The organism is Mycobacterium sp. (assembly GCF_025933915.1).
GTDB lineage: Bacteria > Actinomycetota > Actinomycetes > Mycobacteriales > Mycobacteriaceae > Mycobacterium.
Map to the genome: position 1 here is coordinate 38,791 of NZ_JAICZA010000001.1, position 16,709 is coordinate 55,499.

Annotated in this window: 15 protein-coding genes; 11 read left to right on the forward strand and 4 right to left on the reverse strand. The window is 65.6% G+C overall.

The features are described 5' to 3' along the window. The first annotated feature begins 64 nt into the window (after positions 1-64). The 4 genes from Q0W90_RS00100 to Q0W90_RS00115 all read left to right on the forward strand — a co-directional run bounded on the left by Q0W90_RS00100 (position 65) and on the right by Q0W90_RS00115 (position 4,530). On the forward strand, positions 65-1,588 hold the full coding sequence (locus Q0W90_RS00100) for a helix-turn-helix domain-containing protein (RefSeq protein ID WP_297772533.1): 1,524 nt from the start codon (positions 65-67) through the stop codon (positions 1,586-1,588). Between the two features lie 185 nt (positions 1,589-1,773). Continuing rightward, the gene (locus tag Q0W90_RS00105) at positions 1,774-2,406 is read left to right on the forward strand and encodes a hypothetical protein (protein ID WP_297597868.1); all 633 of its coding nucleotides are present in this window, start codon (positions 1,774-1,776) and stop codon (positions 2,404-2,406) included. A gap of 246 nt (positions 2,407-2,652) precedes the next feature. Then, entirely contained in the window at positions 2,653-3,930 is a 1,278-nt protein-coding gene (locus Q0W90_RS00110; RefSeq protein WP_297597866.1) for an FAD-dependent oxidoreductase, read from the forward strand. A 132-nt stretch (positions 3,931-4,062) separates the two neighbouring features. Then, on the forward strand, positions 4,063-4,530 hold the full coding sequence (locus tag Q0W90_RS00115) for a GreA/GreB family elongation factor (RefSeq protein WP_297597864.1): 468 nt from the start codon (positions 4,063-4,065) through the stop codon (positions 4,528-4,530). Positions 4,531-4,663: 133 nt separating this feature from the next. Here the strand turns inward: Q0W90_RS00115 and Q0W90_RS00120 are convergent, their stop codons facing one another. Together Q0W90_RS00120 and fdxA are read right to left on the reverse strand one after the other, a co-directional pair. Next, the gene (locus Q0W90_RS00120; protein ID WP_297597862.1) at positions 4,664-5,356 is read right to left on the reverse strand and encodes a helix-turn-helix domain-containing protein; all 693 of its coding nucleotides are present in this window, start codon (positions 5,354-5,356) and stop codon (positions 4,664-4,666) included. Positions 5,357-5,366: 10 nt separating this feature from the next. Then, positions 5,367-5,720: a ferredoxin gene (gene fdxA, locus Q0W90_RS00125; protein ID WP_297597860.1), complete on the reverse strand. Its 354-nt coding sequence runs from the start codon at positions 5,718-5,720 to the stop codon at positions 5,367-5,369. A 52-nt stretch (positions 5,721-5,772) separates the two neighbouring features. Here fdxA and Q0W90_RS00130 point away from each other — a divergent pair, with 52 nt between their 5' ends. The 3 genes from Q0W90_RS00130 (at position 5,773) to ctaD (ending at position 9,875) form a co-directional block, all read left to right on the forward strand. Then, entirely contained in the window at positions 5,773-7,641 is a 1,869-nt protein-coding gene (locus Q0W90_RS00130) for a molybdopterin-dependent oxidoreductase (protein WP_297772537.1), read from the forward strand. Positions 7,642-7,746: 105 nt separating this feature from the next. After that, a complete protein-coding gene (locus Q0W90_RS00135) occupies positions 7,747-8,139 on the forward strand; it encodes a hypothetical protein (RefSeq protein WP_297597856.1) in 393 nt (130 codons plus the stop codon). Between the two features lie 11 nt (positions 8,140-8,150). Next, complete coding sequence (ctaD, locus tag Q0W90_RS00140; protein ID WP_297698600.1) at positions 8,151-9,875, forward strand: cytochrome c oxidase subunit I; 1,725 nt, start codon at positions 8,151-8,153, stop codon at positions 9,873-9,875. Positions 9,876-9,953: 78 nt separating this feature from the next. Here ctaD and Q0W90_RS00145 read toward each other — a convergent pair whose 3' ends face one another. After that, entirely contained in the window at positions 9,954-10,391 is a 438-nt protein-coding gene (locus tag Q0W90_RS00145; RefSeq protein ID WP_297597852.1) for a group III truncated hemoglobin, read from the reverse strand. Next, positions 10,388-11,116, reverse strand: a complete 729-nt coding sequence (locus Q0W90_RS00150) for a helix-turn-helix domain-containing protein (RefSeq protein ID WP_297597850.1) — start codon at positions 11,114-11,116, stop codon at positions 10,388-10,390. The genes Q0W90_RS00145 and Q0W90_RS00150 overlap by 4 nt, the downstream gene beginning before the upstream one ends. A gap of 130 nt (positions 11,117-11,246) precedes the next feature. Here Q0W90_RS00150 and Q0W90_RS00155 point away from each other — a divergent pair, with 130 nt between their 5' ends. The 4 genes from Q0W90_RS00155 (at position 11,247) to Q0W90_RS00170 (ending at position 16,623) form a co-directional block, all read left to right on the forward strand. Continuing rightward, a complete protein-coding gene (locus tag Q0W90_RS00155) occupies positions 11,247-12,239 on the forward strand; it encodes an NAD(P)H nitroreductase (RefSeq protein WP_297597848.1) in 993 nt (330 codons plus the stop codon). An 88-nt stretch (positions 12,240-12,327) separates the two neighbouring features. Continuing rightward, on the forward strand, positions 12,328-15,126 hold the full coding sequence (locus Q0W90_RS00160; protein ID WP_297772541.1) for an aconitate hydratase: 2,799 nt from the start codon (positions 12,328-12,330) through the stop codon (positions 15,124-15,126). 44 nt (positions 15,127-15,170) lie between these two features. Then, complete coding sequence (locus tag Q0W90_RS00165) at positions 15,171-15,497, forward strand: carboxymuconolactone decarboxylase family protein (protein ID WP_297597844.1); 327 nt, start codon at positions 15,171-15,173, stop codon at positions 15,495-15,497. 4 nt (positions 15,498-15,501) lie between these two features. Continuing rightward, the gene (locus Q0W90_RS00170) at positions 15,502-16,623 is read left to right on the forward strand and encodes a mandelate racemase/muconate lactonizing enzyme family protein (protein WP_297772543.1); all 1,122 of its coding nucleotides are present in this window, start codon (positions 15,502-15,504) and stop codon (positions 16,621-16,623) included. Positions 16,624-16,709 lie beyond the last annotated feature (86 nt).

Genomic DNA, 16,709 nt, shown 5'->3' on the forward strand with positions numbered 1-16,709 from the left:
GTGATCTGGGGGCAGGATACAAAGACATCAACCTCTCGTTTCTGAGCATCGTTGGAGCCGACGCATGATCACATTGGACCGCCTGATGAACGTCCTGGGCGGGTATGGCGTCCGATTGCGTTGGTCGTCGGTGCCGCGGTCGACCGAGCTGCGCAGCGTGGTCGTCCACGAGCCGCCCACCGAACGCGCGGTGGTGGGCGATGTATTGCTGGCCATCGGCGCCGGCTCGCTCGACGAAGCGGTGCGCTGGGCCGCGTCGGCGCGCGCGGTCGTGGTGGTGCTGCGCGGCGATGAGACGCCGGTGACGTTTGACAGCAACACCGACGTCGGCGCGGTGATGGTCATCGATGAGACCGTGTCGTGGAGCGCGGTGGCAGCGGTGGTCTACGGCCTGGTGCTGGAGGGCCGCGAGACTGAATCCGGGCGCGGCCCAACCGATCTGTTCGCGCTCGCCGATAGTTTGGCGGACGGGATCGGCAGCGCAGTCATCATCCACGATCGGCTGCTGCGGGTGCTGGCGTACTCGAGACTGCAGGAGCACGCAGACGCGGCGCGGGTCGAGACGATCCTTGGACGGCAGACACCGGAACCGCTACGCGCGTTGTTTGATGCGCGGGGAGTACTCGCACACCTGGCGGTCTCCGATGAGCCACTGTTTGTCGCCGAGGCCCCCGAACAGGGCCTGAGCGGGCGGATGGTGGTCGCGGTGCGATCCGGCGCGGAACTGATCGGGTCGGTGTGGGTGGCCTGCCCGGCGCCACTGAACGAGGCGGCGCGCAGCGCCTTGGCCGATGGCGCGCACACGGTGGCCCTGCATCTGCTGCGGTCGCGCGCCAGCGCGGACCTGGAGCGCCAGGTCGAATCCGAACTGGTGATCCGATTGCTGGAGGGCGCCCCCGACGCGTCCACGGTGGCGAGCAGGCTGGGCCTGGCGCACAACGGTTTGCGCGTGATCGCGGTGCAGGCGTTCGTCGGAGACGACCGCGATGCCGCGTTGTTGTTGGCATTCGAACGCGCCACCACGGGATTCGGCTGGTCACGGCCGGGGCGCAGCGCATTGGCGGGCAACATCGTGTATACCGTGCTTCCGGGCGAGGACGCGCTGACGGCGCGGCGCTGGGTGGCCGCTTTGCGGGCGGCCCTGCCCGAACGGGTGACGGTGATCGCCGGAGTCAGTGGTGTGGCCGAGGTGGCAGATCTCGCCGCCGCACGCCAGGAGGCCGACGAATGCCTGGCGCTGCACGAGATGTCACCCACCGCCGCGCCTCCGGCCTACGACGAGTCGTGGGACGACATCCTGCTGCAGCGGCTGCGTGCCGCGGCGCGGTCGGGGCGCGCGCCGACCCGCGGGCCGGTGGCCGAACTGCGCCGCCACGACCACGCCAACGGCACCGACTACGTGCCCACGCTACGGGCATGGCTGGAGGCCCAGGGCGACCCGGCCGAGGCCGGCGAACGTCTGGGAGTGCACGAAAACACCGTGCGTTACCGGCTGCGCAAAATGGCCGAGATCACCAACCTGTCATTGGACGACGCCGCAAAGCGACTGGCCATGATGATCGAGCTCGCGGCCACCGACACCGATTGACCGACGACGCTGTCGAAATCCGACAACGCGACGCGGCACCATTGTCTTGCCTCGGCAAACCTTGCGGCGACCATCGGCGACATCATGAGGTTGTCCATCTATGGCCAGGTTCGAGTGGCGGCCGGGCTTCCGGCCGCCATGTGCGACTGCAAACCCCGTGTCGACCCGTCGATAGGAAACATCCGATGAGCACCAGACGTCCCGATCATCTGCAGCCCGCCGACGATCCGGACGATGACGCCACCATGGAAAACATGGAAAGCTTCACCGTGCCACTGCCGCGGAGAGTGTCCCCGCGGCTTTTCGGCCGCAACCCGCTGATCCGCGCCAGCGACCGGGTGGAGGCGCTGGTTTTGGTGTTGGCCATCGCGATCTCGCTGGTCGCGGTGCCTATCGGTGCCGCCGTGGGCACCGCCGTCCACGAATCCCGAACTCGGGTTCACGCCGAGCAAGCGCAGGTTCGCCGGCAGGTGACCGCGACGTCCATCGGGGACAGCAACCGCAGGGATGTCGAGGGCCCAACGGTGACGGTGCCTGCCCGGTGGCTCGTCGACGGGACCGAACACACCGGCGACGTCGCCGCGCCGCCGAACGTGAAGACCGGTGACGAGATCGAGATCTGGGTCGACGCCTTGGGTTCCCCGGTGCGCCCTCCGGTATGGACCGCCGCCGAGGAAGGGGTGGCGTTCGCCGTGGCGACGTGGTCCACCATGAGTTTGTTGGCAGCAGGCCTATTCGGCGTCGCCCGTGTCGCCCTTGACCGATCCCGCTATGCCAGGTGGCAACGGGACTTCGACAGCCTTGTGGGGCATCGGTGACATCACCGCAGCCGCAGTCAAATTGCCGACCGATCCCCGCAGTCGACGCCTGCGGGGATTTGTCTTTCCCGGCGCGGATGCTCTCCCCCGTCCCGAGCTGACGTCCGGTCAGACAACCGCGGCAACGGCGTTGTCGGTTCGGCACAACGCCCTACGCCCCGGTTGTCGGTTTCCGGCAAACACCGCGGCACCCGCGCACACCACCATGGAGATCACCAATCAGAGGTTCAGCTGCGGAGGTGCGCGATGGATGGCGACGAACGTCTTGACGGCGGCCCCAGGTCGGTGATCGTCGTCGGCGCCGGCATCGTGGGACTGTCCACGGCCTGGTTCCTCCAGGAGCGGGGAGTCGACGTCACGGTGGTCGATCGCACGGGCGTTGCCGCGGGCGCGTCATGGGGCAACGCGGGATGGATCGCTCCGGGATTGACCCTTCCGCACCACTACTCCGGGGTGCTGCGCGATGAACCGCAGGCCCTTCGCGATCCGGTCACGCCGACGCACCTACCCTCGACCGTAGGCGCGCACCTGGGCGCCTTTTTCATGCAACTGTCACCCTCTCATCGGCGTTCGTCGTCGCAGCGGACCCTGCGGGCCAGCGTGGCGCTCAACGAGGACTGCATCGAAGCCTTCGATGTGCTCATCGCCAACGGGGTCGATGCCCCGGTAACCGACGCGCCGATCACCGCGCTGTTTCGCGGCACCAGGGAAGCGGAACGCATGCTGGAAATGCTGCGCCAGCTCGAAAATGCAGGCCAGCCAATGTATGTCACCGCGCTATCCGGCGAGGCGTTGCGCGAGCAGGTGCCCCTGGCCTCGCCGGCAGTCACCGCCGCACTGAACATCAACGGCCAGCGCTTCGTCGATCCCCGGCGTTTCGTAGAAGCCCTGGGCCGCTCGGTGATGGCCCGCGGGGCCGCGATGCACAGACTTGAAATCGACGACGTTCACAGCTCCGGCGGCGGCGCCGCGGTGCAGCCGCGCCGCGGCGACCCCCTGACCGCCGACGCCGCGGTCATCGCCACCGGTGACCGGTTGTCACGGCTCGCCGGCCGCTGGCTGCGGGTCCCCGTCCAGGCCCAGAGCGGCTACTCGTTCACCGTGCCGGTTGACCGCCCGATACTGGCGCCCATCTACCTGCCGGACGTTCGGGTGGCGTGCACGCCCTACAAGGGCGCGCTGCGTGTTTCAGGCACCCTGGAAGTCCGCCACCGCCACCAACCGCACCCACGCGAACGGATGGAGTCCATCGCCGCCGCAGCCAGTTCCCTGCTGGACGGGGTGGATTGGACCGCACGCAACAATCTGTGGGCCGGTGCGTGCACGGTCACGCCCGACGGCCGCGCCCTGATCGGTGAGCTGGCACGGGGCGTCTACGTGGCCGGCGGGCACGGCATGTGGGGCTTGGCACACGGCCCGGTAACCGGTCGGCTGTTGGCCGAACAGATCACTACCGGCAAGCAGCCGCAGGCTCTGGCCGAGTTCGATCCGCAGCACAGAACCCTGCGCAACGCCGCCCGATAACTCCGAAACCAGACCGCGGCGGGGGCTGGCCCCTCACGGGCTCCCGTCGTCGAAAACGGTCACCCAGTAATAGCCCTGTGAAACCGCACTTCTCGCGTGTACTCGAACGCTGTCAAACGAAAGGGAACAGATATGACTAGCACACAACCTGCGTGGATTTCGCCGCAAGGCTACGAGCGGCTGCAGCGGGAACTGGCCACGCTGCGGGAGTTGTGTGACACCAACGGTGTTGGCAGCGCCACTGACGAAAACTCGGTCGCCGTCCAGCGCGCTTGGCAGGTCCGCATTCGACGGATCCATGAGTTGTTGGTGGATGCCGTCGTCGGCGAGGACCCGCCCGATGACGGGATCGCCGAACCGGGCATGGTTTTGACCATCCGCTACGACGACACCGGCGAAGTCGAAACATTCCTGTTCGGCGTGCGCGGTGCCGAATACGGTGGCATGGAGGTCTATTCGATGCGATCGCCGCTGGGTGCCGCCATCGCCGGTGCACATCCCGGCGAGCAGCGCACCTACACCCTGCCCAGCGGTATTGCGCTCACCGTCACACTCGTGAAGGCCGTACCCTACGGTGTGCATCTGGCCAGCCTCAGCTGATGGTGATCTCATGATGTTCGACCTGATCGACCCGTTGGCGACGATGCTTCTTTTGATCGCCGCGATTTTCCTGCTGATGGCCGTCGCGTACGGGCGAATGTGATCTCCGCTGCCACCCGCGCGTGTGAGGCCGTCACAACCGCACGCCGAGAATAGGATTCGAGGTTGTCGCCGAGGCACCTTGTAGCTTCAGGTGGGCCAGGCATAGATCGGGTTGAACGAACGCCTCCAGCCGGTCGACGGCGACGGGCACGGCTTCGTTGTCGAGAACTCCCTGCATCAGGCCCAGATGAATCGGGCACACGATCTTGGGATGGCTCTCGGCTAGTTCCAGGAATGGGCAATGCCGCAAGCCGATTTGCTGCTCTCCCCCGGATTTGCGACGCTCGGGTGCAAACCCGAACTCATCGAGCACGCCCTCGAGGTGGTCGATCGAGTCCTTCGCGGTGGTCTTCTTGCGCGGTGGCGCAGTCCTTCTGAACTGTCGTCCCCACGCACGACCCGCGGCCTGTGCCTCGGCGCTCGGATCACGACCGGAGGCAATCGTCGCCGCCAGGATCTCGGCGAGCAGCCGGTAATGACGCGGTCCGCTCCGGTCCATCCGCGGGACCGCGCGAAACATCAGCGGTGGCCGCCCCGGTCGTTTGCGGCCCGGCCCGACCTGCTCGACCCGGCCGTCGTTGACCAACGTGTCCAGGTGGAAGCGGACCGTATTAGGGTGCACATCAAGCGCTTTGGCGATCGCGGCAATGCTCATCGGGGCGGACCCCGCCTGCAACACCCGCAGCACATCACGACGGCGGCCGGACGACTCCTCGCGTGACATGGCGATCGCGCTACGCGTGCTGAGGGTCCTGCTTGGGCAGGTTGGCCACCAACGGTGTGTCGACGCCGAGGGGACCGAGCTTGGCGGCCCCACCCGGTGACCCCAGGGGCTCATCACGGCCCGGCAGGGTTTCGGAAAAGAACGCCGCGTTGTCCGCTTGGTAGGGCTGCAACTCGTCGGGCAGGTCATCCTCGTAGTAGATCGCCTCGACGGGGCAAACGGGCTCGCATGCGCCGCAATCCACGCACTCGTCGGGATGAATGTAGAGCGCCCTGCCACCCTCGTAGATGCAGTCGACGGGACACTCCTCGACGCAGGCCCGGTCCATCACATCAACGCATGGCTTTCCGATCACATATGCCATGCCGTAGAGTTTACACAAGCCAGGTTGTATAAACCAGATGGAGCGGCCAACCATGACCGACGAAATGACTTCTGCTCGGCGCTCGCAGGGTGCTGACAAAGCCGGCAGGAGGCTGGAGCCGTCGGGGAGCATCCCCGCGGCCACCGGGCGCAACGGTCGCAGGCTCGCCCGCCACGACGACGCCGGTCACGAGAACCCGGGCGTGGGCTACCGCACGGAGTTGCTGGCGCCCGGGGACGTCGTCGACCCGGAGACCTGGGCCGGCGGGCTGGAAGACAAGCGGGCGATCGCGCCACGGCTACGCATCGGTCGCGACCGATGGCTAAATCTCTTGTGGCTCATTCCTATTGGATTTGTCGTTCTGCTCGCGGCGGTGGCAGTGGGCAAGGGCCTGTACAACATGCCGGCGGTGCAGACATTCATCCAGCGGCATCCGGGCACCCAAGTGCCTTCCGGGACCGGCCCGGGAATCCCCGCCTGGGTGGGCTGGACGCACTTCTTCAACCTGTTCATGATGACGTTCATCATCCGGTCCGGAATTCAGATCCTGTGCGACCATCCACGGCTTTACTTCAACCGCAACTCCACCCCGGGCAAGGACGAGTGGCTGCGGGTGGCAAAGCCGGTACCCGCTGACCCCCTGTGGACGGCCAAGGACGATTCGGTCGCGCTGCCAGACCAGCTGGGGTTACCGGGAATTCGTCACTCGATCGGACTGGCACGATGGTGGCACCTTGGCATCGACGTCTTGTGGCTACTCAACGGCGCGGTCTTCTACGTGCTGCTATTCGCCACCGGCCAATGGCGACGTATCGTCCCGACCAGCTGGGACGTGTTCCCCAACGCGGCATCGGTTGCGATCCAATACCTTTCGCTGAGCTGGCCGCACGACAACACCTGGGTGGCCTATAACGCGTTACAACTGTTGGCGTACTTCACCACCGTGTTCATCGCCGCACCACTGGCCGTCATCACCGGCCTTGGGATGTCGCCGGCCCTGTCGATGCGTTTCACCGTGATCAGCAAGCGGTTGAGCATCCAGACCGCCCGCTCGCTGCATTTCCTGGTGCTGATGTATTTCGTGTTGTTCATCGTCGTCCACGTCACGTTCGTCTTCACCACCGAGGCGTTGCGCAACCTCAACCACATGTTCGCCGCCCGCGACGACGACGGCTGGATCGGGTGCGCGGTCTTCGCCGTCGCCATGACGGTCGTCGCCGTCGGCTGGGTGGCCGCCACGCCGTTCACCTATCGCCACCCCCGCGTGGTGCAGCGGGTCGGCTACGCGCTCGTCGGGCCGCTGCAGCGGCTGTTCGAGCGCACCAACCCCAGGCCCGGCGCGTTCACCGACGAGGACATCTCGCCGTACCTGTGGCACAACGGCACCTACCCGGAAACCGTTGAATACAAGGAGTTGGAGAAAAACGACTTCGTGGATTGGCGGCTGCGCGTCTACGGCCTCGTTGAGCATCCGGTCGAGTTGTCGCTGGCCGCCGTGCATGACCTGCCGTACCACGAACAGATCACCCAACACTTCTGCATCCAGGGCTGGTCGGGTGTCGCCAAGTGGGGTGGCGTGTCGATGCAGACGATCATGGACATCGTCAAACCCCTGCCCGAGGCCAAATGGGTGGTGTTCTACTCGCTGGGACCCGGCGCCGATGGCGGTGTCTACTACGTCGCACACCCGATCGACCAGATGAGCCACCACCTCACCATGCTGGCCTACGACATGAACGGCGAGGCCCTGACCTACGGCCACGGGGCGCCGCTGCGGTTGCGCAACGAACTACAACACGGCTTCCGCCATGTCAAGTGGCTCAAGGGCATTGAGTTCGTCGAACACTACTCCGAGCTGGGCGGCGGGTACGGCGGATACAACGAAGATCACGAGTACTTCGGGCGTCACCAAACCATTTGATCGGTATTTGACGAGAGGACGCCCGGCAGGCTTCCCTATCGCACGCCCATGTCGTAGTGTTTATACAATCGCACTTGTACAAATTCCGGAAGGGGGTGGAACCCCATGGCCGACAACCAACTCGGCGTGCGGCGGCTGCCCACACCCGACAACCGACCGACCGCCTGGGCCGCCCCCGCCAAGCTGCCGGTAGCGGGATTGTCGGATAGCGCCCGGGTGGCCAGGAAGTCCGGCGTCCGGGAAAAACGCGACCTGGACTGGAATGTCATCACGTTGCCGCCCGACGGCGAAGTCGACACCGCCACCGGAGCCGACGTCGACGTCTTGATCCATGTGTTGTTCGGGAGCGGTCGGATCACCACCGAAGAGGGCACGATCAAGCTGGCCCCCGGCGTGTTGTTATGGCTGCCAAGCAGGTCGCGGCCGCAACTCACCGCGGGCCCGGCCGGACTTCGCTACCTGACCGTAAACCAAAAGTGGGGGATGCTGCCCCCGTAGTAGAGGACGCGATGACAACTGAAGTCGTACCGCGAAAATTCTTGGCTCACCGACCCTTTCCCGCGCGGCAGGGGCCGACCGGCAACCTGGTCTACAGACTGATCACCACGACCGATCACAAAGTGATCGGCATCATGTACTGCGTCGCCTGCTTCGTCTTTTTCTTTATCGGCGGCCTGTTGGCGCTGTTGATGCGGGCTGAATTGTCGGCGCCGGGTCTGCAATTCCTGTCGAATGAGCAGTACAACCAGTTGTTCACCATGCACGGCACGATCATGCTGCTGTTCTACGCCACGCCGGTCGTGTTCGGGTTCGCCAATCTGGTTCTGCCGCTGCAGATCGGCGCGCCCGACGTGGCGTTCCCGCGGCTCAACGCCCTGTCCTTTTGGCTGTTCGTGTTCGGTGCGCTGATCGCGCTGGCGGGGTTCATCACCCCGGGCGGGGCCGCCGACTTCGGCTGGACCGCCTACACGCCGCTGTCGGACGCCGTGCACAGTCCGGGCGCGGGCGCCGATTTGTGGATCGTGGGCTTGGCGGTCGGTGGTTTGGGCACCATCTTGGGCGCGGTCAACATGATCACCACGGTGGTGTGCCTGCGCGCGCCGGGGATGACGATGTTTCGGCTGCCGATCTTCACCTGGAACATCCTGGTGACCTCGATCATGGTGCTGATCATCTTTCCGCTCCTGACCGCGGCGCTGTTGGGGCTGGCTGCCGACCGACACCTGGGTGCTCACATCTACGACGCGGCGAACGGAGGGGTAATGCTGTGGCAGCACCTCTTCTGGTTCTTCGGCCACCCCGAGGTCTACGTCATCGCACTGCCCTTCTTCGGCATCATCAGCGAGGTGGTGCCGGTATTCGCACGCAAACCGATCTTTGGTTACAGCACGCTGATCTACGCGACGATGAGTATCGCCGGACTATCGACGGCGGTGTGGGCGCATCACATGTTCGCCACCGGAGCGGTGCTGCTGCCGTTCTTCTCGTTCATGAGCTATCTCATCGCGGTGCCTACCGGGATCAAGTTCGTCAATTGGATCGGCACCATCTGGAAGGGGCAACTGACATTCGAAACTCCGATGTTGTTCGCCGTGGGCTTCATGGTGACATTTCTGCTGGGCGGGTTGTCCGGGGTGATGCTGGCCAGCCCTCCGATCGACTTCCACGTCACCGACTCCTATTTCGTGGTTGCGCATTTCCACTACGTGCTGTTCGGCACCATCGTGTTCTCCACCTTCGCCGGCATCTACTTCTGGTTCCCGAAGATGATCGGCCGGCTGCTCGACGAGCGGTTGGGCAAGCTGCACTTCTGGTTGACCCTGATCGGCTTTCACACCACATTTTTGGTGCAGCACTGGCTGGGCAACATGGGCATGCCCCGCCGCTACGCGGACTACTTGCCCACCGACGGTTTCACCGGGTTGAATGTCATCTCCACCATCGGGGCGTTGATCCTGGGCGCGTCGATGCTGCCGTTCGTCTGGAATGTGTTCAGGAGCTGGCGCTACGGAGAACCGGTCACCGTGGATGACCCTTGGGGACATGGCAATTCGCTGGAGTGGGCCACCAGTTGCCCGCCGCCGCGGCACAACTTCACGGAGTTGCCCCGCATCCGCTCCGAACGACCCGCCTTCGAGCTGCACTACCCGCACATGACCGAACGGATGCGCAGCGAGCGGCACGTCGGGCGCATAACCCACATCGACGCCGGTGTCGAGCGCGAAAGGGTCTGACGAGAGGTAGGGATTCGATGACCTACGACGGGATCATCCGCGTCAAGCTCTTCCGCAGGTAGTACGCTCCGTCAGCCTTCAGCGCGCGACCAGGTTGTCGAGTTCCGGTGTGTCCGAGCCCGTCAGCCGTCGGTGCATGGCCCACGCGATCCGGGCGCCCTGAATCTTCGCGCGCTCGGCGATGGGTCCCCGGAACATCTGATCGACGGTGTCGTTCCACGTGGTCAGCCAGCGGACAAAGTGTCGGCCGTTCAAGGGGATTCGTTGATGGACGTGCCGGTGGGCCTGCAAGGCGCTGCCCCGGTAGAGGCCGGCCCGGAACAGCGCGGTCTCCCAGAAGTCGGCCATCACCGGGATGTGCGACTCCAGGCCCTTGGTCCGCAGCTCCGCGAAAGGTTCGGCGAGGACGTCGTCGGCCATCACCCGGCCGTAAAACCGGCGCAGGAGCGCCTCGACGTCCGCGCGGGCGGCGAGATCCGCGAGCCCTTGGTCAACCGGGGCACACAACTCAGTCATGCGCGCACCCTGGCAAGACACAACTCGGGTTCGACGAACGGCTCCAGCTCGGCCTGCATCCCCGGCGCGGAACCAACCGACTTCTCCGGCCCCGCCAGGCCCCGCAGCAGCCCCCGGTGCAAGGCGCACGCCACCTCCGGGTGATCACGGGCCAGGTCGCGGACCGGGCAGCTGTGCAGGCGAATGGTCCACCGGTTGCCGCGGGTCGATTTTGCGGCCGGCACCAGCTCGGGGCCGAATCCCATCCGGTCGAACACCGCCGTGATCATCGCCGATCTCTGTTCAGCGGCCTTCCTCGGTGCAGCACCGCCCGGAACGGGTTGCCCCGCAACATCTTCGTGTGAGTCCGCATTGGTGATCCGCTCAGCCCATCGCCGACCCGCGGCTTCGGCACGGCGGCGCCGCTTGTCGGCGGTCTCGCCGAGTTCCAGTGCCAATATCTCGGCGAGGATTCGATAGTCCATCCGGTCGCGCACCGCGCGATAGCCGGTACGGGGACGACCCACACCGGTTCGTGTGATCCGGGTGCGCTCGACGAGCCCCTCGCCGCACAACGCGTCAAGGTGGAAGCGCACCGTCGTCGTGTGCAGCCCAAGGCGAGCGGCGAGTTCGTCCGCGTCGACCGGTTCGTCGCGTTCACGCACCAGTTCCAGAACTCGTTGGCGCTGCCGGTTGTGGCCCGCGCGGTGCGGTCGTCCGGCCTCGTCCTCGTCTTGCTCGCCCACCCGATCCGTCCTCTCGTCCGGTTGCCTTTCAGCTATTTAGAGGATATTATTCATTAATAATAGCACTGCACGCCCGAATCGTCTCCGGTAACGAATGACGTTGGGGCAGCAGGGAAGCGGGAGGTGCGCCGTGTTGGACACCATCGTGGAAGCCAAGCCGGAAAACAAGGTCATCGAGAATGCGGTCCGGTTGGCCTGCCGCGCCCCGTCGCTGTACAACACCCAGCCGTGGCTGTGGGTGGCCGACGGCGCCGGGCTGGACCTGTTTCTCGACGCGAGCCGTGTCATGCACACGGATCGATCGATGCGGGAGGCCCACATCAGCTGTGGCGGAGCGCTCGAGCATCTCCGGGTTGCGATGGCGGCCGCGGGCTGGATCGCCGATGTCGAGCGATTTCCCGAGTCGGGCAATCCTGCGCACCTGGCGAGGGTGAAATTCGTCCCCGCAGACGGCGTGGCCGACCACCAGCGTCGCCGCGCCGACGCGATCCTCAAACGTCGAACCGATCGGCTCCCGTTCCTGGCGCCGATCGATTGGGAATCGGTTGAGACCGTGCTGCGCGGCACAATCGGCACCGACGCGGTGCGATTGGACGTATTGCCGGAAACGATGCGTCCGCGCCTTGCCGAAGCCGCCGAATTCACCGAGTCGCTGCGCCTGTACGACTCCTCGTATCATCTCGAACTCGATTGGTGGACAGCACCGTTCGAAATGTCGGAGGGCATCCCCTATAGCTCCTTGATTTCGGCGACCGAGTCGGGTCGGGTGGGAGTCAATCGCCACTTTCCCTTCACCCACAATCCAGACAGGCGCACCGGCGTCACGCGGGATTTCTCGAAGATCTTGATGCTGTCCACCGAAGATGACAGTCACGCCAACGCGTTTGCGTGCGGCGAGGTGCTGTCGAGTGTCTTGCTGGAATGCACGATGGCAGGCTTGGCCACCTGCCCGGTGTCGCAACTGACGGAACTGTCGGTCAGCCGTGAACTGCTCGCGGCACTCACGGATCACACCGACCTACCCCAGGTCCTCATCCGGGTGGGTGTCGCACCCGCACTCGGCGCAGCACCACCGCCCACGCCCCGGCGTGCGCTGGCCGATGTGTTGCGACCGGCGAGTTGAGCCTCGGCCGTTGCAGCGGCCCCTGCCCTTCATCCGCCGCTTTGACTACGGTGGTGAGAGTAAGCCAACAACCGGTTAGGTGAATGCGATGGCATCGAACAGCTTTGGAACCCTGGACCGGCTCACGGTCGACGAGCAGACGTACCTCATCCACCGCCTTGATCGAATCGACGGTTCGGCCCGGCTGCCGTACAGCCTGAAGGTTCTGCTGGAAGATCTGCTGCGCAACGAAGACGGCCACCTGGTGACCGCCGAGCAGGTCCAGGCGCTGGCGGACTGGGACCCGGCCGCCGAACACGGCCGGGAGATCGCCTACACCCCCGCCCGTGTCTTGATGCAGGACTTCACCGGGGTGCCGTGTGTGGTCGACCTGGTCGCGATGCGCGACGCCATCACCGCGCTGGGCGGTGACACCAAGAGGATCAACCCGCTGTGCCCGACCGAGTTGGTGATCGACCACTCGGTGATCGCCGATGTCTTCGGGCGCGCGGACGCCTTCAAGATCAACGCGGAGCTGGAGTTCGAGCGCAACGCCGAGCGCTACCAGTTGCTGCGCTGGGCGCAGCAGGCGTTCGACGACTTCTCCGTGGTGCCCCCGGACACCGGCATCTGTCACCAGGTCAACCTGGAATATCTCGCCCGCGTGGTGTTCACCCGCGACGACGGGGCTGGGACCCCAATGGCCTACCCCGACACCCTGGTCGGCACCGACTCGCACACGCCGATGGTCAACGGGCTGGGTGTATTGGGCTGGGGTGTGGGCGGCATCGAGGCCGAGGCGGCGATGCTCGGCCAGCCGATGAGCATGCTGGTCCCGCCGGTCGTCGGCCTGAAGCTCAGCGGCGAACTGCCGGCCGGCACCACGGCCACCGACCTGGTGTTGACCGTGGCCGAGCTGCTGCGCCGCACCGGTGTGGTGGGCAAGTTCGTCGAGTTCTTCGGTCCCGGAGTGGCCAACGTGCCGCTGGCCAACCGGGCGACGATCGGCAACATGAGCCCGGAGTACGGTGCGACCTGCGCGATCTTCCCCGTCGACGACGTCACCCTGGACTACCTGCGGCTCACCGGCCGCTCCGAACATCAGATCAAGCTGGTGGAGGCCTACACCAAAGAGCAGGGCATGTGGCACGACCCCGATCACGAGCCGACGTACTCGCAGACCCTCGAGTTGGACCTGGGCAACGTCGAGCCGTCGATCGCGGGGCCGAAACGCCCGCAGGACCGCATCCCGCTGCGGCTGGCGCCGCACGCCGTCTGTGCGCTGCTCGGGGGCGCGGAGACGACCGAAGAGGCGCTGTCGGCTCTCGATGAGGCGTCCGCGGACTCGTTCCCGGCCAGTGACCCGATCGCTTTCGGCAGCACCAGCAGCCCTGAAGGCAAACCGCGCACGCCGAACGACGACTGCGTCGTAGGCGAATGGCCGTCGACACATGTGGACGTCGAGCTCGCGGACGGTACCCGCACCGAAGTCGACAACGGGCACGTGGTGATCGCGGCGATCACGTCGTGCACCAACACCTCCAACCCCTCGGTGATGGTGGGCGCGGCGCTGCTGGCCAAGAAGGCGGTGGAAAAGGGGCTCACCCGCAAACCGTGGGTGAAGACCTCGCTGGCGCCGGGCTCGCGGGTGGTCACCGACTACTACGACCGGGCCGGCCTGACACCGTATCTGGACAAGCTCGGTTTCAACCTGGTCGGCTACGGCTGCACCACCTGCATCGGCAACTCCGGGCCGCTGATCCCCGAAGTGAGCACGGCCGTCGTCGACAACGACCTGACGGTCTGCTCGGTGCTGTCGGGCAACCGCAACTTCGAGGGCCGCATCCACCCGGAAACCCGGATGAATTTCCTGGCCTCCCCGCCCCTGGTGGTGGCCTACGCACTGGCCGGCACCCTGCACACCAACCTGCTGCTCGATCCGATCGGCACCGGCAGCGACGGCGAACCGGTGTATCTGCGTGACCTCTGGCCCTCGGCCGAAGAGGTCGACGCCGTCGTCAACGACAACCTGCAGGCCGAGATGTTCGCGGAGAGCTACGCGGATGTGTTCACCGGCGACGAGAACTGGCGATCCCTGCCGGTCCCCGACAGCGACACCTTCCAATGGGACACCGAGTCCACCTACGTGCGTCAGCCACCTTACTTCGACGGTATGACCCCAGACCCCCAGCCGGTTGGCGACATCACCGGCGCGCGGGTACTGGCCAAGTTGGGCGATTCGGTCACGACCGACCACATCAGTCCAGCCGGATCGATCCGGTTCGACTCGCCGGCGGGAAAATACCTGTCCGAGCACGGGATCCAGCGTAAGGACTTCAACTCCTACGGATCACGGCGCGGCAATCACGAGGTGATGATCCGGGGCACTTTCGCCAACATCAGGTTGCGCAACGAGCTTGCACCCGGCACCGAAGGCGGTTTCACCCGCGACTTCACCCAATCCGACGGCCCGGTGGCCACCATCTACGACGCCTCGGTGAACTACATCGCCGCCGGCACTCCCCTGGTCATCCTGGCCGGCAAGGAATACGGCTCGGGCTCCTCGCGGGACTGGGCGGCCAAGGGCACCCTGCTGCTGGGGGTGCACGCGGTGCTGGCGGTGTCCTATGAGCGCATCCACCGCTCCAACCTGATCGGCATGGGCGTGTTGCCGCTGCAGTTCCCGGACGGACAAGATGCCGACTCATTGGGCCTCACCGGCGAGGAAGCCTTCGACATCACCGGGGTGAGCGCATTCAACGACGCACTGCCCGACAGCGTTCACGTCAAGGCCGGCGACATCGAGTTCGACGCCAAGGTACGCATCGACACCCCCGGCGAAGCCGACTACTACCGGCACGGCGGCATCATGCAGTACGTGCTGCGAAAACTGCTCGGCAAAACGTAACCCAAACCGCGCGCCGGACAACATAATACGAGAAGGAGCTGCTCATGGCAGACGGCATGTACCCGCAGGCCACCCAGGAGATCTACAACCGTCGCAAGGAACTCGCGCCGCACACCCACGAGGCGTTCGAGGCGTTTTCCCGCGCGGTGTTCGCCGAGGGCGCGCTGCCGGAGAAGACCAAGCAGCTCATTGCCGTCGCGGTGGCACACACCACCCAGTGCCCCTACTGCATTCAGGGCCACACCAAGCTCGCCCACCGCAAAGGCGCCACCGACGAGGAGATCATGGAGGCCATCTGGGTGGCCGCCGAAATGCGCGCCGGCGGCGCCTACGCCCACTCCACCCTGGCCCTCGAGGCACTCGCCAAATAGCCCTATGCCTGACCGCCCCGCAGTCGTCGCCACGATCGAGACGATTCCACTGCGTATCCCGCTCAAGGTGGACAGCACGCCCGGGGCCTCCCTGTGGGGCGACCCGCTGACCGCGGCAGACTCGCTGCTCGTCAAGGTGACGACCCGCGACGGAGTGGAGGGTTGGGGGGAAGCCTTCGGTTTTCGCGCCGTCGATTCGGCCAAACTTGCTGTCGACCAACTGATCACCCCGCTGTGCATCGGCCAGGACGCCACCCGGATCGGTCCGCTGATGCTGGAGGTCCAAAAGAAGCTGCACGTTTTCGGGCGCGGCGGTGCGTTGACCTACGGGCTCTCGGCGGTGGACATCGCCTTGTGGGACATCGCCGGCAAGCTCGCCGACGCTCCCGTCTATCAGCTCCTCGGCGGCGGAGTGGCCAGCATGCCCTGCTACGCGAGCCTGGCCTGCTATTCCGATCCAACGCTGGTCCGCGTCGCGGTGCGCAACGCAATCGACGCCGGCTTTCACGTGATCAAGCTGCACGAGGCGGGCATGCCGGCAATGCGCGCGGCCCGCGAGGAAGCCGGCCCCGACGTCGAGCTCATCGTGGACGCCGGCTGTCCCTGGACCTTGACCGAAGCCGGCGCCGTCGCTGAAGAACTCGGGGCGCTTCGGCTCAAATTTCTCGAGGAGCCCCTGTGGCCGCCGGAGAATTTCGACGGTCTGGCCGAACTGCGACGAACCACCGGAATTCCGGTCTCGTCCGGCGAAAACGCTTCCACCCTACTGGAATTCGAGCGAATGCTCGCCGCGGGGGCGGTGGACTTCGTTCAGCCGAGCCCGGCCAAGATGGGGGGCATCAGCGAGTTGTGCAAGGTTTTTCCTCTTGCGGCCGTCCACAACATCCCGGTGATGACACATTCCTTCTACGACGGTCCCGGGTTGCTCGCGGCGCTTCATGCGACGGCCGCGCTGGGCAGCGCCGACTCCATGATCGAATGGCGCCGGTTCGACCTGGAGGCGTCCGTCTACGGCGATGCCCTCACTCCGAAGGCAGGCCGGATCTGCGTCCCGCAGGGGCCGGGCCTGGGTATCGACCCCGATCCCGACGTTGTCCGCGCTTACCGCCGGCAACCGACACCATGACGATGGTCGATCACGAGGGATCGCTCTGGCCAACGGGCGCGATGACGGTCTAGAGTTTACACAACTAGCACTTGTATAAATGCCAC